At 46.9% G+C, this 23,282-nt stretch carries 30 protein-coding genes; 9 read left to right on the plus strand and 21 right to left on the minus strand.

The genetic code is table 11. The features are described 5' to 3' along the window. Positions 1 to 272: 272 nt before the first annotated feature. From PTE_RS01620 to sctN, 21 genes are all read right to left on the minus strand, one after another. Positions 273 to 890, minus strand: a complete 618-nt coding sequence (locus tag PTE_RS01620; RefSeq protein ID WP_036842577.1) for an HrpE/YscL family type III secretion apparatus protein — start codon at positions 888 to 890, stop codon at positions 273 to 275. Continuing rightward, the gene (locus PTE_RS01625) at positions 869 to 1,495 is read right to left on the minus strand and encodes a Yop proteins translocation protein K (RefSeq protein ID WP_036842579.1); all 627 of its coding nucleotides are present in this window, start codon (positions 1,493 to 1,495) and stop codon (positions 869 to 871) included. The genes PTE_RS01620 and PTE_RS01625 overlap by 22 nt, the downstream gene beginning before the upstream one ends. Further along, entirely contained in the window at positions 1,495 to 2,232 is a 738-nt protein-coding gene (gene sctJ / locus PTE_RS01630) for a type III secretion system inner membrane ring lipoprotein SctJ (protein WP_071880956.1), read from the minus strand. The genes PTE_RS01625 and sctJ overlap by 1 nt, the downstream gene beginning before the upstream one ends. Positions 2,233 to 2,238: 6 nt before the next feature. Continuing rightward, on the minus strand, positions 2,239 to 2,577 hold the full coding sequence (gene sctI / locus PTE_RS01635; RefSeq protein WP_036842583.1) for a type III secretion system inner rod subunit SctI: 339 nt from the start codon (positions 2,575 to 2,577) through the stop codon (positions 2,239 to 2,241). Continuing rightward, positions 2,577 to 3,143 carry a YopR family T3SS polymerization control protein gene (locus tag PTE_RS01640; protein ID WP_051477067.1) on the minus strand — a complete coding sequence of 189 codons (567 nt, stop codon included), beginning with the start codon at positions 3,141 to 3,143 and terminating at the stop codon, positions 2,577 to 2,579. Before PTE_RS01640 ends, sctI begins: the two co-directional genes overlap by 1 nt. Further along, positions 3,136 to 3,489, minus strand: a complete 354-nt coding sequence (locus tag PTE_RS01645; RefSeq protein WP_081738129.1) for a YscG family type III secretion system chaperone — start codon at positions 3,487 to 3,489, stop codon at positions 3,136 to 3,138. The genes PTE_RS01640 and PTE_RS01645 overlap by 8 nt, the downstream gene beginning before the upstream one ends. A 2-nt stretch (positions 3,490 to 3,491) precedes the next feature. Then, positions 3,492 to 3,746, minus strand: a complete 255-nt coding sequence (sctF, locus tag PTE_RS01650; protein ID WP_036842587.1) for a type III secretion system needle filament subunit SctF — start codon at positions 3,744 to 3,746, stop codon at positions 3,492 to 3,494. Beyond that, positions 3,730 to 3,951: an EscE/YscE/SsaE family type III secretion system needle protein co-chaperone gene (locus tag PTE_RS01655; protein ID WP_036842589.1), complete on the minus strand. Its 222-nt coding sequence runs from the start codon at positions 3,949 to 3,951 to the stop codon at positions 3,730 to 3,732. The genes sctF and PTE_RS01655 overlap by 17 nt, the downstream gene beginning before the upstream one ends. Beyond that, on the minus strand, positions 3,948 to 5,219 hold the full coding sequence (gene sctD, locus PTE_RS01660) for a type III secretion system inner membrane ring subunit SctD (RefSeq protein ID WP_036842592.1): 1,272 nt from the start codon (positions 5,217 to 5,219) through the stop codon (positions 3,948 to 3,950). The genes PTE_RS01655 and sctD overlap by 4 nt, the downstream gene beginning before the upstream one ends. Next, a complete protein-coding gene (gene sctC, locus PTE_RS01665; RefSeq protein WP_036842594.1) occupies positions 5,216 to 7,054 on the minus strand; it encodes a type III secretion system outer membrane ring subunit SctC in 1,839 nt (612 codons plus the stop codon). The genes sctD and sctC overlap by 4 nt, the downstream gene beginning before the upstream one ends. Then, entirely contained in the window at positions 7,042 to 7,464 is a 423-nt protein-coding gene (locus PTE_RS01670; protein ID WP_036842597.1) for a YscB family type III secretion system chaperone, read from the minus strand. The genes sctC and PTE_RS01670 overlap by 13 nt, the downstream gene beginning before the upstream one ends. A 14-nt stretch (positions 7,465 to 7,478) precedes the next feature. Beyond that, positions 7,479 to 8,315 (minus strand): T3SS regulon anti-activator ExsD domain-containing protein, encoded by an 837-nt coding sequence (locus tag PTE_RS01675; protein WP_036842599.1) that lies wholly within the window; start codon positions 8,313 to 8,315, stop codon positions 7,479 to 7,481. Positions 8,316 to 8,429: 114 nt separating this feature from the next. Next, entirely contained in the window at positions 8,430 to 9,248 is an 819-nt protein-coding gene (locus PTE_RS01680; protein ID WP_036842601.1) for a helix-turn-helix transcriptional regulator, read from the minus strand. Between the two features lie 844 nt (positions 9,249 to 10,092). Continuing rightward, on the minus strand, positions 10,093 to 11,148 hold the full coding sequence (gene sctU / locus PTE_RS01685) for a type III secretion system export apparatus subunit SctU (RefSeq protein WP_036842603.1): 1,056 nt from the start codon (positions 11,146 to 11,148) through the stop codon (positions 10,093 to 10,095). After that, positions 11,145 to 11,930 carry a type III secretion system export apparatus subunit SctT gene (gene sctT / locus PTE_RS01690; protein WP_036842604.1) on the minus strand — a complete coding sequence of 262 codons (786 nt, stop codon included), beginning with the start codon at positions 11,928 to 11,930 and terminating at the stop codon, positions 11,145 to 11,147. The genes sctU and sctT overlap by 4 nt, the downstream gene beginning before the upstream one ends. Continuing rightward, positions 11,927 to 12,193: a type III secretion system export apparatus subunit SctS gene (gene sctS / locus PTE_RS01695; protein WP_036842608.1), complete on the minus strand. Its 267-nt coding sequence runs from the start codon at positions 12,191 to 12,193 to the stop codon at positions 11,927 to 11,929. Before sctS ends, sctT begins: the two co-directional genes overlap by 4 nt. A 2-nt stretch (positions 12,194 to 12,195) precedes the next feature. Then, complete coding sequence (gene sctR, locus PTE_RS01700; RefSeq protein WP_036842611.1) at positions 12,196 to 12,849, minus strand: type III secretion system export apparatus subunit SctR; 654 nt, start codon at positions 12,847 to 12,849, stop codon at positions 12,196 to 12,198. Beyond that, positions 12,846 to 13,766, minus strand: coding sequence for a type III secretion system cytoplasmic ring protein SctQ (gene sctQ / locus PTE_RS01705; RefSeq protein WP_036842613.1), 921 nt, complete (start codon positions 13,764 to 13,766; stop codon positions 12,846 to 12,848). The genes sctR and sctQ overlap by 4 nt, the downstream gene beginning before the upstream one ends. After that, on the minus strand, positions 13,763 to 15,151 hold the full coding sequence (locus PTE_RS24270) for a type III secretion system needle length determinant (RefSeq protein ID WP_051477070.1): 1,389 nt from the start codon (positions 15,149 to 15,151) through the stop codon (positions 13,763 to 13,765). The genes sctQ and PTE_RS24270 overlap by 4 nt, the downstream gene beginning before the upstream one ends. Positions 15,152 to 15,162: 11 nt before the next feature. Further along, positions 15,163 to 15,624, minus strand: coding sequence for a type III secretion protein (locus PTE_RS01715; protein WP_036842616.1), 462 nt, complete (start codon positions 15,622 to 15,624; stop codon positions 15,163 to 15,165). Further along, a complete protein-coding gene (gene sctN / locus PTE_RS01720; RefSeq protein WP_036842619.1) occupies positions 15,621 to 16,946 on the minus strand; it encodes a type III secretion system ATPase SctN in 1,326 nt (441 codons plus the stop codon). Before sctN ends, PTE_RS01715 begins: the two co-directional genes overlap by 4 nt. A gap of 324 nt (positions 16,947 to 17,270) precedes the next feature. Here sctN and sctW point away from each other — a divergent pair, with 324 nt between their 5' ends. Genes sctW through PTE_RS01765 form a run of 9 tightly spaced genes read left to right on the plus strand, consistent with a single transcriptional unit; the run spans position 17,271 to position 23,274 of the window. Beyond that, the gene (gene sctW, locus PTE_RS01725) at positions 17,271 to 18,143 is read left to right on the plus strand and encodes a type III secretion system gatekeeper subunit SctW (protein WP_036842621.1); all 873 of its coding nucleotides are present in this window, start codon (positions 17,271 to 17,273) and stop codon (positions 18,141 to 18,143) included. Then, entirely contained in the window at positions 18,124 to 18,411 is a 288-nt protein-coding gene (locus tag PTE_RS01730) for a TyeA family type III secretion system gatekeeper subunit (RefSeq protein ID WP_036842622.1), read from the plus strand. The genes sctW and PTE_RS01730 overlap by 20 nt, the downstream gene beginning before the upstream one ends. Continuing rightward, positions 18,408 to 18,779 (plus strand): type III secretion chaperone SycN, encoded by a 372-nt coding sequence (gene sycN, locus PTE_RS01735; protein ID WP_036842623.1) that lies wholly within the window; start codon positions 18,408 to 18,410, stop codon positions 18,777 to 18,779. The genes PTE_RS01730 and sycN overlap by 4 nt, the downstream gene beginning before the upstream one ends. After that, positions 18,776 to 19,141, plus strand: coding sequence for a YscX family type III secretion system protein SctX (sctX, locus tag PTE_RS01740; protein ID WP_036842625.1), 366 nt, complete (start codon positions 18,776 to 18,778; stop codon positions 19,139 to 19,141). Before sycN ends, sctX begins: the two co-directional genes overlap by 4 nt. 2 nt (positions 19,142 to 19,143) lie before the next feature. After that, complete coding sequence (gene sctY / locus PTE_RS01745; RefSeq protein WP_036842626.1) at positions 19,144 to 19,473, plus strand: type III secretion system chaperone SctY; 330 nt, start codon at positions 19,144 to 19,146, stop codon at positions 19,471 to 19,473. Continuing rightward, the gene (gene sctV, locus PTE_RS01750; protein ID WP_036842628.1) at positions 19,470 to 21,587 is read left to right on the plus strand and encodes a type III secretion system export apparatus subunit SctV; all 2,118 of its coding nucleotides are present in this window, start codon (positions 19,470 to 19,472) and stop codon (positions 21,585 to 21,587) included. The genes sctY and sctV overlap by 4 nt, the downstream gene beginning before the upstream one ends. Next, complete coding sequence (locus PTE_RS01755) at positions 21,584 to 22,018, plus strand: LcrR family type III secretion system chaperone (RefSeq protein WP_036842638.1); 435 nt, start codon at positions 21,584 to 21,586, stop codon at positions 22,016 to 22,018. Before sctV ends, PTE_RS01755 begins: the two co-directional genes overlap by 4 nt. A 40-nt stretch (positions 22,019 to 22,058) precedes the next feature. After that, a complete protein-coding gene (locus tag PTE_RS01760; RefSeq protein ID WP_036842641.1) occupies positions 22,059 to 22,337 on the plus strand; it encodes an LcrG family type III secretion system chaperone in 279 nt (92 codons plus the stop codon). A 10-nt stretch (positions 22,338 to 22,347) separates the two neighbouring features. Next, on the plus strand, positions 22,348 to 23,274 hold the full coding sequence (locus PTE_RS01765) for a virulence-associated V antigen (protein WP_036842644.1): 927 nt from the start codon (positions 22,348 to 22,350) through the stop codon (positions 23,272 to 23,274). The last annotated feature ends 8 nt before the right edge of the window (positions 23,275 to 23,282 follow it).

The following is a 23,282-nucleotide window of genomic DNA, read 5'->3' on the forward strand; positions in this document are numbered from 1 at the left end:
CCTTGAATAGTTTTTTGCAGGATTATTCCAGGGAATATGAACCTGGATATCAGATAGAGTGAATCATAATGTTTTGTCGAAATAGAGAATATTAATAACGGCAGAAGAAATTTTCACTTTCCGTCGAAAACCAGTTGTATATCTGGAATGTTGTAAGACTCTCATTCCAGAAAGGTTCCAACTCTCTTTTTTATGGATGTTGCAGAAATAAAGAATTCCTTGGTTATTACGCCAAGAATGTCTGTTTTTTATCCAGTTGGGTGGCGAAATAGTCAACTTTGCCATTGATTATTAATAGCGGACATGAGTGCGTCGAGTTGGCTATCTAAGCTGGCATCAATGATCCCGACTTCTGTTTCCAGAATGCAGCCGCCCTGATCGAGGCGATCATCCGCCGTAACTTCTAAGTAGCCGATCTCAGGAAAGTCTTTATGTACCCGGGATATCTGTTCGCGTACTGTTGCGGCCTGTTCAGGATTAACCCGCAGGATGACCTGTTTTTGGTTGCTGACTAATGAAAGGGCCTCACGAACCACCTGTAAGGTAAGGGAAACCTGGTCATAATTCTTCAGGATTTTACGAACAGCTTGCAATACCACATTGCTCATTTGTTGCTCGACTTGTCGGTAATATTGTTGACATTGGAGCTGGGTTTGGTGAATCAAGTTGGCTTGTTCTGCGCGGGCGGCATCAATACCGGCCTGCCAGCCTAACTCTTTTTGTTGCTCATAAACAGTTTGGGCTTCACGTTCAATTTCCTGAGCCTGGATCTGGGCGGCATCAAGCAGAGATTGAGCATTGAGGCAGGTTTGATAGTCTGCTTTACGCAATATCAGAAGTTCAGGAGAAAATTGAAGATGTTCTTTTGTTATTTTAATAAAAGGTAACATTCTGTATTCACTTGTTTAGCCAATTTGAGACACAATGCCTGTGCCAGTGGTCGTTCTGCCTGGCTGACAGGCCAGGCAGGGAGATTGTTATGAGGGGGAAGCCGCAAGCTCAGGCGTTTGGCGAAATCGGCGGGAAAGGGCTCCATAGCCATTAGCCAGAACTGTAAGGCACTGGTACGAAAATAATTCTCATTGATTGTGGTTGGCAATGAACGTTGCCAACCCGCCGGCCAGTTGCCAATGATGATGTCGAGATACTTTAAGCAGAAATGATGCCCCTCTTTCCCAAGTGAATCATGTAAATGGCGAAGTTCTGCCGCCAACAGGCAATGGCGAATAGCTTGCCCGTGAAGTAAGGCTCCCAGCCAGGTAAGAAGTTGTTCTAAGTATGATTGCTCCAGCAAGGCAATATTTCCCAATCCGGCTGGTAACTCATAATCCACATTCAGGTCAAATTGAGTCAACAATAGGCCATTGATTCTGGGGGAGCTACGCCACTCAGGCAGGGAAGATAAGACTGTAAGCCAATCTGGTGCTAGATGGTTTGCATGAATATAACTGGCAGGGCAAAACCGAAATTGGTAGGGCGTTAATGCTGTTGCCATTATTGCATCCTGCTTCGGTGCCACAGGAACTGAGCTAGATTGCTGATGAATAACAAGGCTAACAATAAAACCAGAATTCCGATCAGGCGGCCTTGTGATTCTTCAGTAACCTGGATAGAGAATAACGTGGAATAGCGTGGTGCTAATGGTACCTGACGTACGCCTGCCGCCGGGACTAATACGACGCTGATGCGGTCATAACTCAGTCCTTCGATGCTGTTATTGACCAGTTGCTTTATCTGGGGAATATAAGTATCGAGTTGAACGTCAGCCGCGTGTTTGATAAACACAGAAGAAGAGGCCGGCGATAACTTTTTACCCAGTCTGTCTTGTTCCTCCGGCAAGACCACATGTACCCGTGCTACGAGTACGCCATCGATCTCAGAAAGTGTTCGGGCAATCTCCTGCGCTTTGGCGAAGTTGAGCCGCGCTCGCTCTTCCACCGGTGAGGAGATAAGGCCGTCTTTAGGGAAGACATCCTGTAAAGAGGAGAAGTTCTCCCGTGGATACCCTTTGCGTTTTAGCACCTCAACAGCTTGTGCGACATCGGATTCTTCGACTAATAGTTTGATATTGTCATCTTTGTCTGGTTGTTTATCCGAGGAAATTCCTGCTTCCCTGAGCAAGGCCAGCATTTCGTTGCCTTCTTTTTGGCTAACTCCAGTATAGAGTTCGATTTTACATCCTGTCAGCATGAAGACGGCTAACAGGATGCAGATTATAGGGTGTTTCTTCACGGCTCCTCACTGGGCTTTCATTAGGGTTTCAACGTTTTGATTCAATCGTCCTACTGTTTTGGCAATCAGCTCTTCTTGCAGGGTGATCCGCATTAGAGACCACTGCATTTGCATCAGGCTATTGGGGTCACTGCCGGGGACGGCCAGCTGTGCTTCCAGCTCTTGTTTAGCCTGAGTAAATTGTTGTCTTAGTTGGCCCAATTCGCTGATCAGGTTGTTTCCAAGTCCCTGATCTTGATTGGACATAGCCAGTTCAAAATGTGCAACATTTTCGGCACTGGCCTGAGGTGTGTTGAGTTCATCCAGGTTGGTTATCAGTGTCTCGCTTAGTTGTGGCAGGTCCATTATTCCTCCAAATCGAGTTTGTGTGAGTTTCGTATCAGGTTATCCACCATCCCGTTACGGGGGATAAGTGTCTGCAACTCACGTCGGATTAGGTCACTCAGGTACTCATTACCGTCTAGAGATTTAATCTCGCCGAGTACCTTGAGAAGGACAGTTTCTTGTTGTCGACCTGTGGGCGCGAATTCACGAACAATCGTTCTGAGTTCTGGCAAATCCAGTTGTGGCTTAACGGGCAGGGTCAGGCCACCAAACTGCGACCACAGATGTTCCTGTATTGGGGCAATAAGCTTGCCCTCTAGCTGAGCGCGTTGGGAGGACTGGTTATCAGATGGTAAGGTCTGATGCCATTGCCAGACGATTTTTCGTCGTGTCGCCAGATTGAAGTCACTTAAGACTTCTTCCAGAGACGCTCCTTGCATCCAGCGTTGTTGCCGCTCTTTCAGCGTTTGCTGATCAGGCATGAGTTCCAGTGCCTGATCAAAGTCCTGCTTGTGCTTGGCAGTGACCGAAGGCTGTGCTGTTGGTTGTGACAGCACGTTATAGGATGGTCTTTCGATCCTATCCATGAGCCAGTTGTTCCCTCATGCCGTCAACAAAGGAGAGCAATTGTGGATTGTCACCATCAGCCATTCGCGTCAGTCTTTGCTCTAGGGCTGATGCCAGCCCCAGACGCCATTCACACAAAGCCAGCCAGGGTTCCAGACTGGGCCAGGGAAGATCCCGACCAAAATCAAGAGCTTGTTGATATTTTCCTTGGTTCGTCAGAGAAGAAAGCCGAATCAGATTTGCGGCTTCTTGCCCTTCTTCGTTTAACATTAGCCAGTCGGCAATAGCATTGGCTTCGTCATGGCAGTGGTGGCCGCTCCCAACCAGAGCAATATCTGCCAGTAGCCCTTTGAGTGAACGTGTCATGATTAGATCTTCTGTAATATGCCCTGCATCAGGTCCTTCATGGACCGAGTGACAGTAGAGTTAATGTTGTAGATTACCGACCACTTGTTGATTTTGTGTTGTAAATCAGCTAGCAAAGCGGGGTTATCAGGGCCTTTGCTGAGTTCGGTAATGGCTGCACTGACATCTTCATTTGCCTTATTGGCTTGCACCTTTAGCTGATCAGAAACCTTATCAAGTGTATTGACTGTCTTTGCAGAACTAAAAATCTGAGCCATGATGGCCTCCTTCTGTTGTGTTAAGTATTGTGATTGCAGCTTGGATGGCGTTAGCCTCCTGCTGCCATTGTTGGTATTCTTGTACCGAACCTCCACGTCTCAGGCGTTGTTTGATATCGTTCAGCGCCTGAGAGAGGCGGTGTTGAATTTCGTTGACATAAGCGGGATCAGCACCGAACAGTCGTGCTTCCAGGGATGTCATCATAAAGCTGGGCTCCTGTTAAGTTTGACGATAAATTGCTGCTCACCTTTGATAATCACAATGGCATCTCGACGGATAGCTTCGATCCTCAAACCATTTTCTGTTGTTGCTCCGACGGGATAACGCAGGTTATTTTTTAGTACCACGTAAGGTACACGTCCTAGAGAAACCGCCCGGACGTCGAAATTGAGTTCATCATTGCGGGAGAGCCGGTTGTTATTCAGCAATATCAGGGTTGGCCGGTTGCCGAATTCTTGCTTAAATACCTGCTGTAAGCGGTAGAAATTATGAGTCTGGAGTTCATCCAATTGACCTGTGAACTCGATACGATCGTTTTTATCCTGATAGGTCAGCGTGTTGGGTAAATCATGTTTAGCCAATAGCATATCCAGTCGTTTGAGATGGCCGCCAGTTAGTCGTGTCTGGTTTTCTATACCAAGTAAGCCCGGAACATCACGTTTGAGCAGTGACTCAATGTCATTCCATTGCTGATCAGGATCAGTTAATTCTCCCGTGAGGCGGATCCAGCCGGGTTGTTTGCCATTGCTGCTCTGGATCTGGATATAACCTAATTTTTGTAAAATGAAATCCACTCCCTGACGTAATTCTTCCATGGTCCGTAACTCCAGGTGGTAACTTACAGGATGAGTATCAAGATACTGTTGCAGTGTCAGCCGTTGGTGGTTGAGGTCCACATAACCCTTGAGCAGCAATGGCTCATTATTGGGCATCATTTGTACACTAACCTGACGGTAGGCTGAATCGTCATTAAGGAAACGGCGTAGTTCCTGTTCGGCCATACCATGGGATGGGTTGTGCCTTTGCCACCCTTCATGTCCAAGCAGAGCCAGAAAGCCGAGTGCCAGTACCAGACAGAGTATCAGCATCCCGCCGGCAGCCCGGTTGCGATTTTGCCGGGCAGGGCGCTGATGTGGTGTTACCGCCGGTTCAGCGAGTTGGCTTGGGAATATCTGTTGTTGGTCACAGAAAGCCCACAATAATGGCCCCGCCTCTTGGCGAGACAGCGCTTGCAGTGAAGCTCCCGGTGACAGGGGTTCGCCATTCTGACTGGGTGCTGTTTCACTGGCCCATTCCAACAGGCGGACTGAGTCTGCTTCTACTTCTAAGATGAGGTGCACAGGGGCAACATCTTCATCCACCAGAACGATATCTGCTTGTAAGGGGTCCGAGCCGATAGCTAAACGTCCTTCAGCTAAATTGACCTCAATACTTTTATTCAGTCCGCGGTAGAAGCGAATTTTCCAACTCATCTGCTCGCCTTATTTTGCGCACGAACACACCAAGTTTCCTTAAGTGAACATTGTTGTTCAATGACTCGCCATCCATAAGTCTTGCCCATTCGGCATGAGGCCAAAAATGAGCTTTTACCTGCTTGCCGTAGCGTTTCTTGTGCTTGGCGGGCCGGGGATAAAGGTTGGCATTGTGCACCGCTCAGTACCTTACTCAGAGAAACGCTCTGATTAGAGATATCTTGTGTTGCCAGTAACCGATGGCGCAGATCTTGCCCGTTACCCAGAGCCAGATGATGAGCTATCCCACTATCAATGATCCGTGGTTCAATAATGAACAACCGTACTGAACGCCGAACCTGCTCAGTGGTGCTACGAAATAAGACACCCAGGTAGGGGATATCGCCTAAAAATGGTACTTTACGTAGGTTTTCATACATTTCGTCGCGGTAAATGCCGCCGATCAGCAGGCTTTGCCCATGCCCAACTCTGGCAACGGTATCGACAATGGTTCGGCTGATGGTAGGAATGTCATCTGGGTTTGTACTATTGGGTTTCTGGTTACCATCTTCAATATGCAGACTTAAACTGATTTCAGGAGAATCCCCGATTTGGATGACTCTGGGCGTCATGCGTAGCATGGTGCCATAAGTGAGGCTTTTAAGTTCGGCGACCCGCTCACCATTAATTTTTACGTAATAGGTTTCATTATGGTCAATAACCGCTTGGGTATTTTCCTGAGTCAGAAGCGTTGGACGGGAAACCACCTGAGCGCTGCCTTTGCTCTCTAATAGGGTTATTTTGGCTAGTAGATAATCCAGGCCTCGGCGATCAACTAAGCTACCCAATGCCGCTGAACCGATGCTCTCCCCTTTTTCCTTTTTCTCCTTGGTAGTGGTGATATCGATAAGATGGCGAGGTCCGGTATTGATGCCTACCTGCCAGTCGACACCCAGTTCAGAAAGGTTGTCGGCGTTGATGTCGACGATGGAAAGTGCGACTTCAATACGGGCCGAGGGTTTGTCCAGTGCATTGATCAAATGTGCGTACATGGACATCCTTTCCGGGGTGTCCCGTACAATGATTGCGTTTAGGGAAGGTTCCGCCTGTACAACAGCCCGGCTTGAATGGCTTCCTCCCATAGGTGATGACGTTTCACCAGTAACAGCCGTCACATTGGCATCACTAAGCAAACGGGAGAGAATAGTGGCAATGCCCGGTGCCTCAATATTACTATCACGATACTGGATCTGACGGTCTGTGACGGAGGCGTATTTAAGAGGGAAAATTTCCACTGTTAACGCCCCAGTTTTTTCGCTACGCAGTAGTGATTGCTGTTCCAGTGCGGACGCAGTCTGATCGACCAGTTCAAGATAACGGGGAGGGCCTGATACATAAACCAGTTGGTTACCTGGATCAGGACGCCAGCCAAAACGGGGTTCCCAAATACCGGAACGTTTCAGGGTTTGCTGTAGCTCTGTTGCGTTGGTTTGTTCAAGTTTAAGGAGACGCGATTGTATTTCGCTGTTTTTGAATACATAAAGCACACTCCCATCGTAATACCAGACCAGGTTATAGAGAGAGGATAAATGTTGCAGGAATTCCTGAGGGCCATCCTGTTCAAAATGACCGTTAACCTGATCGGTCACCTTATCGCTGACAACCACTGATGCGTCATAGTTAGCACCGAAATTAACCAGCACATCCCGCAAGCTTTCTCCTTTTGCCAGATAGTCATAAGGTATGGGCAGCCAATCTAGATCCTGGCTAAAAGCCGAGGGGAGCATCACACCGCTGATACTCAACGCCAACAGTAAGGAACGGCACAGCCGTTGGAACTGTTTCATGGCTGCCATATTACTTGTTTCCATTGAGGGGAAGATTGCGTTTCCGATAATAAGTCCATAATTTGTTCCAGTAAATCGACATGCATAGTTAGCATCTGTTCCAGGATTTGAACATCCAGGCTGTCAGGATCAAGGCGAGCTTCCAGAATAAGATTCTCTGATTCATCCAAGGTCAGTGCGTGGGGCGCATGGCGCCCCCAGCGAGTGACCTGTTGCAGCAGTGTCTTCAGTTGTTCAGTGCCTGATGGATCTTTTGGGTTATGGCGCCAGTTTAGAGGGCTGGATAATACAAGTTCAGTTCCTTGTTGGCGAAGAAACAGGTTGTAGTTATCAATGTGCAAATGGTAATGCCCTCGTCTGTCGGAAACAAAAGGTTTCTGGCCCAGGCGACAGGCCAAATGATTGAGTAGAGTTTGCATATTTCCTCTAATGATTAGGTCGTCGTCGATTGCCAATAAAAACTGTCCTGTGGCAGGCACAGAACTTGAGTGCAGAGCCATTGTTGCAAGTGGATAGCCGACGCACTGTCATACTCTAAGGTAGTCAACCATGACCAGCAGGGGGACAGTGCTTCAGGAACCGGTGTGAAAGCGGTCAGATCACCGCTGGTCTGGAGTGCATCCAGCCCGGTAAACCAGTTGGGCCATGCTTCGTGGGCCCGGGTTTCCGCTGTCAACAGCCATTTTTCTAATAGTTGCTTGCGTTGGTTGAGCACTGTTTGCAAGGATATAACCTCTTGATGGTGTTGTTCCCGGCATTGATATGATACGTTTTCAGCCTGTTGCCAAAAATGGGCTTTAGCGAGCAGTTGCCGCTCTTGGATCTGCAATTGATCAAGTTCAGTGAACCAGAATTCTATCTCTGGTTCTAATAGGCGGAGCCACCAGTCAAATAGTGGCTGTAGTACCCAATATTGTAAAAGATGCTTGTCGGCCAGGTTAATGTGGTCACCCAGTACCGTGTCCCAGTTACATTCTGATTTTGCCGCCGCTCTGATTAGCTGTTGCAGGTCACTACGTTTTAAAGTTTGCCCACAATTCAGCCGTCTGCGAAACCAAACAGATTTCATTAAGCTTTCCAGGAGATGTCTGGGCAAAAGGCGTTGTAACAGAACAAACTGTTGGTTATTGATAATGTCTCTATTCTGGTACTGAATAGCCGGTGATTTTCCGAGTAACTGCTCTCGGCACGGAATCCCAGACTGCATGACAGAGATCTTGCGGCCGAGAAACATGCTGGTTCGAGTCTGATTGTGGTCTTGCTGGCTCATGCTATGCTCATCTTGCTGCTAGTCACTCTTGTCGATTAGATTAGGAATGGCCTTATTTTATCTGTCAGGCCAATGGTTAACTTGTAAAAAACGTCAGATTATTTTAGCCAATCGTTACTCTTTGCCATACCTGGCCCGACTGGGTGTGCAATCAAAGCGTCTTCGATAGCTTTGAGTAAAGTAGGATTGGCTGGAGAATCCGGCTTCCATTGAGATATCAACAATACTCATCTCGCTATTGAGTAGTAGCTGATGTGCATAAAGAATACGGCGCTCACTGATCCAGGCTCGTGGTGATATGCCGTATACGGAGCGGAATAGCTCCTTGAAAGTGGTTAATCCCATGCCGAATTCTTTAGCGAATTCGCTGAGTTTCCATTCTTTGAGGTAGTGATTTTCCATAAAGCTTTGTAAACGTTCTACCTGGCGATTGCTCAGCTGTCGTAATACTGACATGAGCAAAATCCCTTGCTCCCCAAAAGACAGCAACAATAGCAACTCTTCTGTTCTTAATTGACCCAAGGCTGCGGGGTAATCATGAGCCAATAGATCGACCAGCCCGCTAACACTTTGGGATAGTAGCGGAGATGAGGTAAATGCAATCAACTCAGGTGTTGGCACATTATGTCGCTCGACTTCACTGAGCAGAGTACCAAAACGTTGTAGAAAACCATGCAGAAAAGTTGTACTCAAGGGTAACCAGAGTAGCTTGCAGGTATCACTACGAGTTTTTGCTGCGTAACTGCCACGACGAACAAAAAGTAGTTCATTATGAGAGAGATCATAGGTATTGGTACTGTCCTGCCATGTCATCTCACCTTCGAGCAGGATATATATCCCTTCCTGATGATGTTCTATAACGTTGAAGGCAGGCATGCTACGCTGGAATAGAGTGATATCTATTCCCTTCCCTGATGTTGTGATGCCGTTCATTTTATTGTCCTGGATCTATTGGTGTTGTCTTAAAAAAAATATAAATCACGTTATTCTTATTGATATTAAATATATGTTTTCTTTGGTTTTACTACCTGCAATAGACAGGAAGAATAGTTTTGTATGTTTAACTGTATAGTGAGTTGTAAGGTCTTTTAATTAAAACGGTTTTTCTTCTGGTGGCATATTAATGTTCTCGATCTGAATAATAGTATTATTCTCACATTTTATAAACGACAGATGAAAAGCGATCAGTTTTTTTCACATAGTAAAGATTGCCTGTAGATTCCTCATTCTGAATCATAAATTGGGCTTTTTATCTTGTTTCAATTATTAATTTTCTCCTTTTTATTCAGGTAATGTATAGATGATTCAAAATACGTCAATTATTGTCATGGTTAGCTGAGTATTCATTGATTAAAAGGCGCAGAAGTCAGTGTGCAGCAAGATCTAATAGCTCAAATAACCCTTGCATAATAGTAGATCACTTGATAAGAAATTCAAATCTGGTTTGAACGATTTTATCAATTGATAAAAATAAAGAATCAACCTAACCGAATTGGATTGTTTATTATAATATCGTTTAAGGGACACTTAGCTATCAGTAGCCATCTTTATTTATCTTAAATTTGTTGCAATTATGTGGTTTGATCGCAATGAATTAAGAAAAGAACTTGAGTCGAGTTTTTATCAAGTTGCTTCGTAAAGGTGGTTTAATACGCTATAAACTGAATAAATCTTAAATACTGAGCCGCCGGGAATGATCGAAATATAGCGAACATTGACTTATAGCGCGGTCAGCATAGCGCATCTTACACCTCAAGTAACGCTATTTGACGGCAGGTTACGGCTCAGGAGAGCGATCTTGCCACTGTTCTAACCAGCGTAAAACTTCTGCGGTGGCTTGGATCAGATCAGCGGGAATATAGTGGTCGATGAGGCCATCCTGATAAAGTGCTCGAGCGAGAGGAATTCGCTGTAACACCGGAATACCTTCCTCTTCGGCAATACGCCGGACTTGCAGGGCCTGCGCATCAGTGAACTTGAGCGTAATAAGAGGTAAAGGTGTCTCTCCTTTCTTATAGCGGATACCGACGGCAATATGAGTTGGGTTGGCAACGATCACCGATGAATTTTTGACGCTAGCGCGCATATTGCTTGATTGTAATTCCTGGTGAAATTGGCGTCGCTTGCTTTTGATCTCCGGGCTGCCTTCACTCTCTTTATATTCACGTTTGATCTCATCTTTGCTCATTCTGAGCTGCTTGATATGTTGGTAGTGTTCGAAGGCATAATCGGCAATAGAAATCACGATAAACCCGATACCACATATGGTCATTAGCTGGGTTAACATCATACCGAGTACAGGGATAATACATCTTGTCCCACACTCCGGCAGGTACAGCAGCGCCTGTAGATTACCTTCCAGGGTAATCCAGACTAGGATACAGAGCAGCGTCACTTTGAGTATTGATTTGACGAATTCCATCAGGCTCTTGATAGAGAAGATTCTTTTGGCCCCTTCAACAGGATTGATTTTTTTGATGTCAGGCTTGATGGAATGCCCACTCAACAGGAAGCCGTATTGGGCAAGGTGTGATGCTAACGATAGCAAAGCGGAAACGCTCAGAATTGGCAGGCAGAGATAGACCAACTCCTGCATTAGGTTTTCAACGACATGATTTAAGGCTTGGGGAAAGGGTTTCTCCAGCAAACTAGACGGGATTAGCATCAGTTTACTCAGATGTTCCAAATAGTATTCGGACATGACCATTATCATGCCGATCAGCCCCAAGATTAAGGAGGTTGATACCACTTCGTTGCTTTTGGTTACTTGGCCCTTCTTGCGGGCATCTCTGAGTTTCTTGGGCGTAGGCTGTTCCGTTTTTTCTCCGCTCATTGTGCCTCCAGGACAGGTATTAACATGCGCACAGGAGAAAGCGTTAACAACACTTTGTCATAAGCATGATGCATCAGTAATTGGATATAGATAACCAGTAACAGGCTGGCAATTGCGCTCTTGATAGGCATCGCCAATACGAAAACATTGAGAGATGGAGCGAAACGGCTAATTAGTGCCAGCCCGAACTCTGCAAGAAACATGGCAATTAATAAAGGGGCAGCCATCAGGGCGCAAAGTTGTAACAGATAGCTGAATTGGCCGTAGAAAAAACTGATCCATTGGCTGGTAATGTGGGGGAAAAACTGAGCCACTGGCCAACTGTTGTAACTTTGAAATAAGGCACCAAGTAGACTAAGAAAAGCGCCGCCGGAGAAAAAAAGTGTGATCAGAGTTTGAGTCAATAGCAAACCAGTGGGTGAAGTTTGGCTTCCCAGAGATGGGTTAAGTACCGAAGCCATTGTTGCTCCCCGTTGGTTATCTATAATAAAGCCGGTAGCTTCCATGGCCCAAAATGGGATAGAAGCGATAAAGCCGATTAGCAGACCAAGCAAAACTTCCTTACCGAGTAACAGCGTCAACTCCAGGCTACCAAATGCTGGCAGGGGGGTACCTGCTACTGTTGGGTAAGCATAGAGGGCCAGTGAACAAGCCACACTGTTACGAATCAGTCCACCGCCCAGCATCTGTTTGCTGAGTACAGGAAATATCACAAAACAGCTCATGATGCGGGGCAACAGCAGGGTATAAGAAAGGATTTGTTGCTGGAGCTCTTGTATCATTTGATAAATGGTACCTTGAGAAAGGCCATGTTGGCGAAGCTGTAGAGCTCGTTACCAAGCCAGGTCGCTGTGGCGAACAGGGTAATAATAACCGCAATTAATTTGATGACAAAACCCAGCGTTTGTTCTTGTATTTGGGTGAGTGCTTGGATCAATGAGACTAATGTTCCCACCGCGGCAGCCATCAGTACCGGTGGCAGGGAAAGAATTAACACCAGCCAGAGTGATTGGCTGGTGAAATGCAGAATATCGGCATTACTCATATTCAGGCTCCATAACTGATGACAAGGCCGTGTGTCAGGCGTGTCCAGCCATCAAGCAGGACAAATAGTAGTAACTTGAAAGGAAGAGAGATGGTCATGGGAGAAACCATCATCATTCCCATCGCGAGCAGAATATTAGAAATAATGAGATCGATTGCAATGAACGGTAGATAAAGAAGAAATCCAATTTCAAATGCGCGGGTTAATTCACTGACTGTAAAGGCTGGCAGCAGGATCAGTAGGCTATCTGATTCCAACCGGTCAGCATACTGGCTTGGCCAAATCTGTCGGGTGCTATCAATAAAGAAAGTGCGCTCACTGGGCTTAATATGTTGTTTGAGAAAGTTCCGGTAAGGGGCTATTCCTTCTTCCATAAATTTTTCTACCGATTCAGCATTGCTGAATGAAACTTCATTCTGGCGCAGATAATCTTGAGTCGCGAAACCCACTGGGGCCATGACATAGATGGTGAGGATAATTGCCAATCCATACATAGCCATGTTGGGTGGGATTTGTTGTACTCCCAGGGCGTTACGCAGCAAAGAAAATACCACTGCCAGTTTGAGAAAAGAGGTGGCCATGACTGCAATAAAGGGGAGCAGAGCCAATAAGGCCAGCCCGATGATAAGATCCAACTCGTTTGGTAGTTGGATCATGATTGTTTCTCCGTAAAGAGATGTTCAACCCTTACACCCAAACGTCCCTGAATGTCCACTAACCGCCCTGAACCGAGGCATTTCTGATTGACGAGGATACGTACCTCACCGTCTGGCGGAACACCAAGATCGAGTAATGAACCGGGTTGCAGACTGGTAAGCGTATGTAAATCCAAGGTCTGACGACCAACTTCGAAACTGACATGAACCTCCAGGCTGTTTAAGTCCGTTACCGGCAGAGTACTGTCAGGAGAGAGAGAGTGCATAGTGATTAACTCCAGTTTATGTTCATGGTATTTAAAGTAGGCCCAAGGTTGCCCTGCCAGATGTGCTAACAGAGGGGCATCTGGTTGTTGCTGTGGGGGCAGTAGCAGCACATCCCCTGGTTCTAGGGTATGAAACTCGTCTAAAGTCAGGCTTATTGCCCCCCATTGCAGAGAAAGTTGTAATGGAATGGGCAGGTACTCGCCAGGTTGACGTTTTGGCAATATGGCAAGAAAGGGAAATGATTCTGGTAACCAGAGTGGCAATGTGGCACCTGGCCGCTCAAGGCGTAGTAATAAGCAGGCTGATAAAGAGAATTCTGATGTGGTTCGTAGCGCGGACCATGATAGATCTGGTAGTGCTTTGCTTTGGTATTCTATCAGTGCCAGCAGTAGATCCTGAGGGAGTGAGGTCAGATCCGCTTGTTGTAAATCGGGGGCGAGCCACAGAGTCAGTTCGGCTGAATGGCAGAAAAAAGAGAAAGTATGCCCCTTCCAGTGGGCGATTAGCACTTTATCCAGTGTTTGGGGAGGAGAAACAACATCCAGAGTGAGATGACCATTAGCCCAGTTAAATTGTTGCTGATGACGACTCAGGGTCTGACGCAGAGTCAATTCTTCCAATGAGACTCTGGGTAGGGTCAGGCTATTCATGCATTGTTTTTCCATTCTTCATATATGCTGCGACTCTGGCGTGATCCGTGCTCGCTATCCGTTTGAGACGGGAGGGAGAGTTCGACCGTTTGTGTTGGATAAAGGAGCTGTAGACGTTCAAGTAGCTCAAAGCGTGCCTGCTTCAGCTGTTGTTGGGCTGCCGGGCTTGCCAAAATCGCTATTTGAAGTTTGCCATTCTCATTGGTTAGTTGAATCTCAAGAGCACCCAGGTTAGGGAGTGTCAGATGTAATGTTGGCGGACGTTGCTGCCGTGTTAGTTCGATACTGATCTCCACACCCAATTTATCGATCAGCGCCTCCAAAAGTGGGGAAATAGTTGAGGTTGCTTGCATTGTAGCGAGTATGCGTTCACCTGGGAGGAGCTGTGTTTGTGGAAAGAAGGGCGTTTTCCCGTCTGATTCACCAGGATAGGAGGGCTGAATGTCAGACTCTTTTGGCTTTGATGCCAATAAATGGTATGTCTCGATTTCAGTAAGAATCTTTTTTTCCGTGATGCTGATTTCATTAGCATGGGGAACAGGAAAAGCCAGACCTGCCTGTTGGCGGGGAAGTATGTCTTGCTCTTGGGTATCTTGCTCAGATCTGGATATGCCGGGCGTTGTTTGCGCCACTGCATAATATACCAGTTCATCGTTTGCATCTTTCTGTGCAGGAATAGCTGTTGTGTCAGGGTAGGCTGCAACAGAGGACATAATATCAACCGGCTTTAGGTCAGCAGATAGCGTGTTCAGAGCGGGTTGGCTCGTCAGGATACCGGGTGTTGACAGAGACTCTTTTATCTCGATAGCGATCTCATTGAGACGATCAACAGAGGCCAATAAGCTTTTCTTCTGATTTTGCGGTTGTGCGGGTACATATTGGCCTGGTAATGGATGAGGAATGACCTGTTGTGTGTCTGTTTGGTGTACTGGGAGGTCAGATATCGCCAGAGAGTTTGCCCTTATATCAGGTACCTGGGACTCTTTTATCTCAGTGGTGGTCTCAATAGGGTTGTGGGCAAATTCTGCTAAGGCTTCTTTTTGCTCTAGGTTAGCTTGGTTCTCTTCTCTTTTATGTGAAAAGGAAGAGGTGCTACGGTATGGCAGTGGTAAGGTGTGTTTGTGCGGGTCATCAGTTGCCTGGTGCGTGGAGGCGAATGGAGGAAGCTCCTCATTTGCGTCATGCGTGAAATGTAGATCCGCTGTTTTGCTGTTTGTGGCCGAGTCGGTTAATGGTTGTTCCACCCGCCGTGCTGTTGACTGACGCGTATTGGTGGCGTGAGAGGCGATAGCCAGTTCGAAACGGCGCTGCAAATCTGTGTCCGCTGTTGTGGGGGACGTTGGGAGTGCGGGGACACCTTTGCCGATAGCTGTCAGTGGGTTCATGCTCTTCTGTTTTACACTCTTTCTTGGCGATGGAACTCTTCTTGTTCCAGCTCTTCTTGGTATTCACCTTGGGCACGGATCGCCTCTTGTTCCTGGCGACCCAATTCGTTAAATTTTTCCTGCTGCTGGCGTGCGTGGTGCAATACACGTTGACACTCTTGTAATTGACGGAGTTCCCGTTCCACTTTTTCGGCCATTTCAGCGGCTTCCTTTTCCAACTGCGCTTCATGTTCACGCAACAGGGCAATTTGTTGTTGCCAGCGCTCAAGGCCTTTGCGGTCAATAGGTTGGCCCTGACACTGTTCAAAAAGGCGTTGCTCTTCTGCTATTCGCCATTGACAGTAATCTTGCAAGGTTTGCAAGGCCTGTTGATGGTGTTGATGAGCCGTTTGAAGTTTCATTTGTTGCAGGGACAAATGTTGTTCAGCGCGCTCGACACGTAATGCTTTTATGCGTTGTAAACGGCCAATCATTGTTTCGTTATCTGCTGTAAGAGCGCTAAAGTTTGTGGTAAATCACTGGGCTCGTGAGTACCTTGGCGCAACCAGCTACGTATTGCTTCAATGCGTGCAATGGCATTATCGGCAACAGGATCTTGCCCCTTTTTGTATTCTCCAATCTGTAACAACAGCTCAACTTCCTCATACTTAGCCAGCCAATGACGCAACAGGCCAGCTTGAGCCTGGTGTTCCGCAGTGATAATTTGGTTCATCACCCTGCTGGCGGAACGTAACACATCAATGGCGGGATAGTGGTTAGCCGCAGCCAGCTTGCGTGACAAAATAATGTGACCATCAAGGATAGAACGGGTTTCATCTGCCACAGGTTCTGTCATATCATCCCCTTCCACCAATACAGTGTAGAGGGCGGTAATTGAACCCTTGTCAGATTGACCAGCACGTTCCATTAACCGTGGTAAAGCCGCGAAGACTGACGGCGGGTAACCGCGTCGTGTTGGCGGCTCGCCGGCAGCCAGACCTATTTCTCGTTGCGCACGGGCGAAACGGGTCACGGAATCCATCAGCAAGAGTACACGTTTACCTTGATCACGGAAGTATTCAGCGATTGAGGTCGCCACAAACCCTGCTTTAGCCCTCTCCATTGCTGGACGATCTGAGGTAGCGACTACCAACACTGAACGTTTAAGGCCTTCTTCACCCAGATCCGATTCAATAAATTCCCGCACTTCGCGACCACGTTCACCGATGAGTGCCAGCACGGTAACATCAACTTCGGCGCTACGAATCAACGTAGATAACAGCGTACTCTTGCCGCCGCCCGCAGCGGCAAAAATACCCATACGCTGGCCTTCACCACAGGTCAGCAAGCCGTCAATAGCCCGAACGCCGAGTGAGAGCGGGTGTTCAATCCGTTTGCGACTCATGGGTGCCGGAGCATCCCGATAAACCGGATACAAAGCTTGTGGTTCCGGCAACTGTCCGCCGGAAAATGGATTACCCAGTCCGTCAAGGACTTGCCCTAACAGATAATCACCCACACCAACCTGATGCATGGCTCCGGTTGGACTCACCTCAGTATTTGAAGAGATGCCAAACATCTCGCCAAGTGGTGTTAACAGGGCTTGATGTTGTTGGAACCCAATCACCTCTGCCAGGAGGGACAGTGTATTGTCAGGATTGCGTAAATGACAAAGTTCACCTATCCGCACACCGGGAATGACAGCCTTAAGTAATGTACCCGTGACTTGAGTAACCCTGCCGCGAATCTGAATTAGTCGACATTCATTAATAGCATGGCGCATTTGGCCGGGAATATGGTCAAGGGAAAGCTTCATGATCGTTTATATAACCTCTGCTGCGAGTACTATAAAGAAGGGAGAGGGGAAGGGATTGCAACCTGAGTCGGGAGTTTTTAGAAAATGGTTGGAGTTTGCGTAGCTGTTCCCAGCTTTGATCAGTGAAGCTTCCTGATTCACGGGTTGCTGCTTATGCTTGATGCGTCTTACATCAGCTTCAATGGTCAGATAACGATGAATCCTGTCTTTGGCGATAGTTTACGGCGGATTTTGCTAAAAATTCACGGCTGATTTTGGCATAGGCGTCGGGACGGTATCTTTATAATTTGTCCATTATTAACTCTGATATGACAGGACTAGGCTATGGATATTATCCAGAATCATCTTCATTCGATGACTTTGTCAGAACCTGATGCCGGGATTACAGCACAGCAGGAGCAGGCCAGGGTCGGTCAGTTTCAGGGAGAGAAAGTAGTACTGGTTACTGCATCCCAGTCTTTTGCTGACGCGGCCGAAGAGCTGACTTTTGCATTTTCGGAACGCAAGGATATGCCGCTCTCCAGACGTAAAGTTAGCGATGGACATGCCAGAGTGCGGGAAATTGAGGCGTTGGTGGGTGAATACTTACAGAAAGTGCCGGATCTGGAGCGCCAACAAAAGGTTAAGGCGTTGATCTCTCATTTAAATAGTAGCCAGCTGACTAATATCGCTCAGTTACAGGCTTATCTGGAAAGTTTTTCTGGAGAGGTGAGTGAACAATTCTATGCGCTGAGTCAGGCCCGTGATGCGTTGGCAGGCAGGCCAGAGGCACGTGCCATATTGACATTGGTTGAACAAGAGTTGTCACGTTTAGCGCAAGAGCAAGGTATCGCTATCGAGTTAGGAGCCCGCATTACGCCTGATGCCACGGTAGCCGCCAGAGATGGGGTTGGTAATTTGCAAGCATTGCGTAACATCTATCGTGACGCTGTTATGGATTATCAAGGGCTGTCAGCGGCCTGGCGAGATATCCAAGCCAACTTCAAGAGCAGTTCTCTGATGGAAGTGACAGGATTCATCATGAAAGCCCTGAGCGCTGATCTGGACAGCCAACCGCGCCAACTCGACCCTATTAAGCTGGAACGTGTGATGAGTGACATGCATAAGCTCCGTCTGCTTAACAGTTTGTCGGTTCAGGTTGAGCAGTTATGGAAAAGCGTGGTAAAGGGGGAAAATCATGGCATACGGGCCTTCTGATCTTATGGGTGATGTCGTTTCTTTGATTGAGAAACGTTGGGCCAATGTGCGGGATGTTGAAATGCTCGGTCATGCTTTGAGCTTGCAGAATAGTCAAACTCAAATTCATTTCTACCGGGAGTTGAAGCGATTGATTCGATTGATTCCGGTGGAAGTGTTCAGTGATGAAGAACAGCGCCAAAACCTACTTAACTCTTGTCAACTGGCGCTTGATACAGCAATTGAGAGAGAAGAAGACGAATTGTGGTCAGGAGAGGGAGCATCATGAACTGGATAGAGCCACAATTGCTCCAGTTTTGTCAGGATTTGGGTATGGAGATGTCTGATGCTTCCAGTCCCTTAATCCAAATTGATTTTGAGTATTCTGGTACATTACAGATTGAGCGCTATGGTGGCTCATTAACGCTTTGGCTGGCCCGTGAAATTCCCTGGCATCAGGGGAGAGACGCGATGGTTAAGGCGATGTTACTTACTTTCAGCGGTCAGGGGCCTGAACTGCCCTTGCGTTGTGGCTGGTTGGGGGAAGATCGCCTATTATTGTTTGTGACATTAGATGAACGGCATATAACACTGCCTTTGCTGCATCAGGCATTTCGCTCTTTGCTAAGAGTACAGCGTGAGGCGCTCGCTTCGTGAGCAAAATCGCCTCCGCCCATATAGGAATTGAGCAACTAACGGCGATCAGCCGGGAAGAGATCGGGGTTGGCTTGCCTGATCGCTATGCGTTATTGCCCGATGGTCAATCCGTTGAGACTCACTCTGCACGTCTTTATCCAGCCAACAAGGCTGATCAGGCTTTGTTGGCTTTTGCCTGCCCACAAGATGGGTTTCACTCTCTGTTACGTCCCCATGACTTCCGTCAGGCTGTCAGTAGCTTGCGTGCAACTTTGCAACAAAGTGATGACATCAGGGTACAGCATGCTGTCTCCCTGCTGGAAAAGATGAATCAAGATGAACAGTTGTTGCAGATGGCCCTGCACTTGTTGCACAAGGTATAACCATGACTCTTAGTTATAAACAGCAAAGCGCTTTGCTGCTGCTCGGCTGGCTTCAACTCCAGTATGGTCATCCTGACCGAGCCCGTATTTTATTGGATGCATTACTGGTTTTGCATCCTGAACATCAGGAAGGACGCCGTGCTTTGGTGGTTTCATTACTTAAATTGCAAGAGGGGAGTGTAGCGAAAGAACATTGTGCTCTCTTACAGGATCAGGGAGAACAAAGTGAGGCTCTTTGGCTTTGTGTCAGTCGCGCCTGCCAACAGGAAGGGAACCTGGAAGAAGCACGCAGTGCTTATCAGCGTTATCTTTCTCAAGGGACCGTACTATGAATCGCGGGCTTGAGTTATTAAGTCGGATCGGCGAGCGCAAAGATATTATGCTGGCAATACTATTGCTGGCGGTTGTCTTCATGATGATTCTGCCACTTCCTCCTTTCCTGCTGGACATTCTGATCGCTATTAACATAACCATCTCTGTCGTACTAATGATGATGGCGGTTTATATAAACTCCCCCTTGCAGTTTTCCGCTTTCCCTGCGGTATTACTGGTAACGACTCTGTTTCGTCTGGCACTTTCAATCAGTACCACCCGGATGATCCTCTTGCAGGCTGACGCCGGGAAGATTGTTTATACCTTTGGTAATTTCGTGGTTGGTGGAAACCTGATCGTGGGGATAGTGATCTTTTTGATCATTACCATCGTACAATTTATCGTCATCACCAAAGGTTCAGAGCGTGTGGCTGAGGTTAGTGCGCGTTTTTCCCTTGATGCCATGCCTGGTAAGCAGATGAGTATTGATGGAGATATGCGTGCTGGCGTTATCGACGTCAATGAAGCGAGGGAGAGACGCAGCACTATCGAGAAAGAGAGCCAGATGTTTGGTTCGATGGATGGTGCGATGAAATTTGTTAAGGGTGATGCTATTGCCAGTCTCCTTATCATCTTTGTCAACATTCTGGGTGGAATAACCATAGGTGTCACTCAGAAGGGGATGTCTGCTTCTGATGCATTGCAGCTCTACGCCATTTTGACCGTGGGTGATGGCATGGTTTCTCAGGTTCCGGCTCTGCTGATTGCCATCACCGCCGGTATCATTGTTACCCGGGTTTCGTCGGAAGACTCTTCAGATCTGGGCAATGAGATTGGTGAACAGGTCATCGCTCAACCAAAGGCACTGTTGATTGGTGGTGTTTTATTGGTGTTATTTGGTCTGATTCCCGGATTTCCGACATTAATCTTTTTTATGCTTGCGCTGGTGGTGACTGGAGGGGGTTATTTTCTGTTCCAGCGTCAGCGGCAAGACAATGTTAGTCAGCAAGCGGATCTTCCCAGCTTGTTAGCCCAAGGGGCAGGTGCCCCGGCGGCCAAACCGAAGGCCAAGATCGGCAGTAAGGCTAAGGGCGGGAAACTTAGCGAAAAAGAAGAATTCGCTATGACGGTTCCTTTACTTATTGATGTAGACGCCGGGTTACAGGCTGAATTGGAAGCCATTTCGCTTAATGATGAATTAATTCGGGTACGACGTGCACTCTATTTAGACTTAGGCGTACCCTTTCCAGGTATCCACTTACGCTTTAATGAGGGTATGAAGGCGGGAGAGTACCTGATCCAGCTACAAGAAGTGCCCGTTGCCCGTGGTCGTCTACGTTCAGCGCATTTGCTGGTACAGGAGCCGGTCAGTCAATTAGAACTGTTGGCTATCCCTTATGAAGAAGGAGAGCCATTATTACCTAATCAACCCACTTTGTGGGTAGCCGAAACTCATCAGGAACGTTTGGCTAAGTCGGGGATGGCGGTTTTATCCATGTCTCAGGTGATCACCTGGCATTTGTCACATGTGTTGCGGGAGTATGCTGAAGATTTTATTGGTGTGCAGGAGACCCGCTATCTTTTGGAGCAGATGGAGGGCAGCTACGGCGAGTTGGTCAAGGAGGCTATGCGCATAATCCCATTGCAACGGATGACGGAGATACTACAACGGCTGGTAGGAGAAGATATCTCGATCCGTAATACACGTGCGATTCTTGAAGCTATGGTGGTATGGGGGCAAAAGGAGAAAGACGTAGTGCAGTTGACGGAATATATTCGCAGTAGCCTCAAGCGCTATATTTGTTACAAGTATGCTAACGGCAATAACATCCTGCCCGCTTATCTTTTGGATCAGCAAGTCGAGGAGCAGATCCGGGGAGGTATTCGTCAGACGAGCGCGGGTAGTTATCTGGCGCTAGACCCGGCGGTGACGCAAAGTTTCCTTGAACAGATGAAAAAAACGGTGGGTGATTTAACACAGATGCAGAATAAGCCGGTGTTGATCGTATCAATGGATATTCGCCGTTATGTACGTAAGTTAATTGAAGGTGATCACCACGGCTTGCCAGTGCTCTCGTATCAAGAGTTGACTCAACAGATCAATATCCAACCGCTTGGTAGGGTGTGTCTATGAACCGTGATCCGCTTATCTCTTGGTTTGAGGATCAAGGTTATTCGGTACAGCCTCACTGTATGGGGAGTAGCCCAATTCCTCTTGGCTGGCGTGTATGGTGTGAAGGCTGCGAAATTGCCTGGCGCTATGATGCACCGCGAGTTTGGATCGTGATGTTACGCCGTACCTGGCAGCGCCGAGGGCTTGCTAATCCATTTGCGCCTCTTTATCTGTTGGCAACAGCAACGATGGCTGTGCTTGGGCCGGGTAGCCGACTTTATGGTCAAGTTAATACTTTGGTTGACTCTCCCCTTAATGATGAACGTTTAGCTCGGTTCTATCACCGCTGGACAGGCGCGAGTGAGGTCGCGCCTGGCTGGTTCGAGTTAGAAGTCAGTCGCGTTATCTCGTTACATCAGATGAGAAAACAACAAAAAAAAGTCCAACTCTGACAGGAAGAATCAATATCTCTCTTTATTATAGGAGTCACTGATGCAAGAGGAACCCAATGCCAAAGTATTGCAAGCAGCTGAGGAAGCCATTAAGGACAGTGATCACAGACTGCAATTGTTACAGGAGATGTGGCAGTCTCTGGGCATCAACCCAAATGTGGGGGCAGAACTGTTTGGTCATACTGACGTTACTTTGGTTCAGAGTGCTGAGCAAGAGTTGCTGACAGAAGTTAATCGCTTACGAAGCAACCATCCTCACTCTTTAGAAGAGGGAAAGCGTTTCCGTCGCCCACCTCGTATGCGTGGCATTATTGTATAAGGATTTGAAGGTGGAAATTAAACCATATCAAAATGACCCACAGCTTTTCTGGAGCAGTCTGAAAGATGTTTCTCTGGATCAACTACGGGGTTCTAAATCTTCGAAGCTTGATGAACTGGTTAATCTTATTATTGATAAGGGAATCAAGATTGAATCTGGTTCTGATGTTATCACTAACGATAAAGAACTTCTGAAAAAGCTGATTGCCTATTTTCTGCCAGCGGATGCTATTGTCAAAGATGGTCATTTAGATAGCCAAATAAAGAATGGAATCAAGGATCTTAAATCCTTCTTGGATAGCACGACATTAAAAACTTGGACATTAAGAGATTTTCTGGCTGCTGTTCATTTTAATTTAACGCCGGATCGTCTTGATGATGATGTAATCGATATATTTGTTTCTGTTATGTCAGGCCATGATAAAAAACGACTTGAGTTACGTGATGAACTGGCGGCATTGACCGCAGAACTAAAGATTTACAGTGTTATTCAGTCGGAGATTAACAAGAAATTAGCGGCTGATAAGAATCAAGAGCTTTTTATTAATGATGAAAAATCCTTCAACCTGCTGGACCATGAGAAATACGGTTTTAGTGATAAGGCTACTTTTGAGAATAGTGCTGAATGTAAGTTGTTGAGTAAGATGTTCCCTAAATCAAAAGAAATTTCTATTAGGGATTTCTTAGAAAGCCCTAATAAGCAAAGTGGAGCTATGACAGGTCTGGAGACATCATATAAATATGATAAGGATAATAACAAACTGGCTAACTTTTCTACTTCGGTCAACGATCGCGTAAATCCACTAAACAATACTGTCCAGGAAAAAACCACGCGTTTAAATGACGTGAGTTCTCGCTACAACGCTGCTATTGAAGCGTTAAACCGTTTTATCCAGAAATACGACAGCATTATGCGTAATATTCTCGGCGCAATTTAAGGAATAAT

The organism is Photorhabdus khanii NC19 (assembly GCF_000517265.1).
GTDB classification, from domain to species: domain Bacteria; phylum Pseudomonadota; class Gammaproteobacteria; order Enterobacterales; family Enterobacteriaceae; genus Photorhabdus; species Photorhabdus khanii.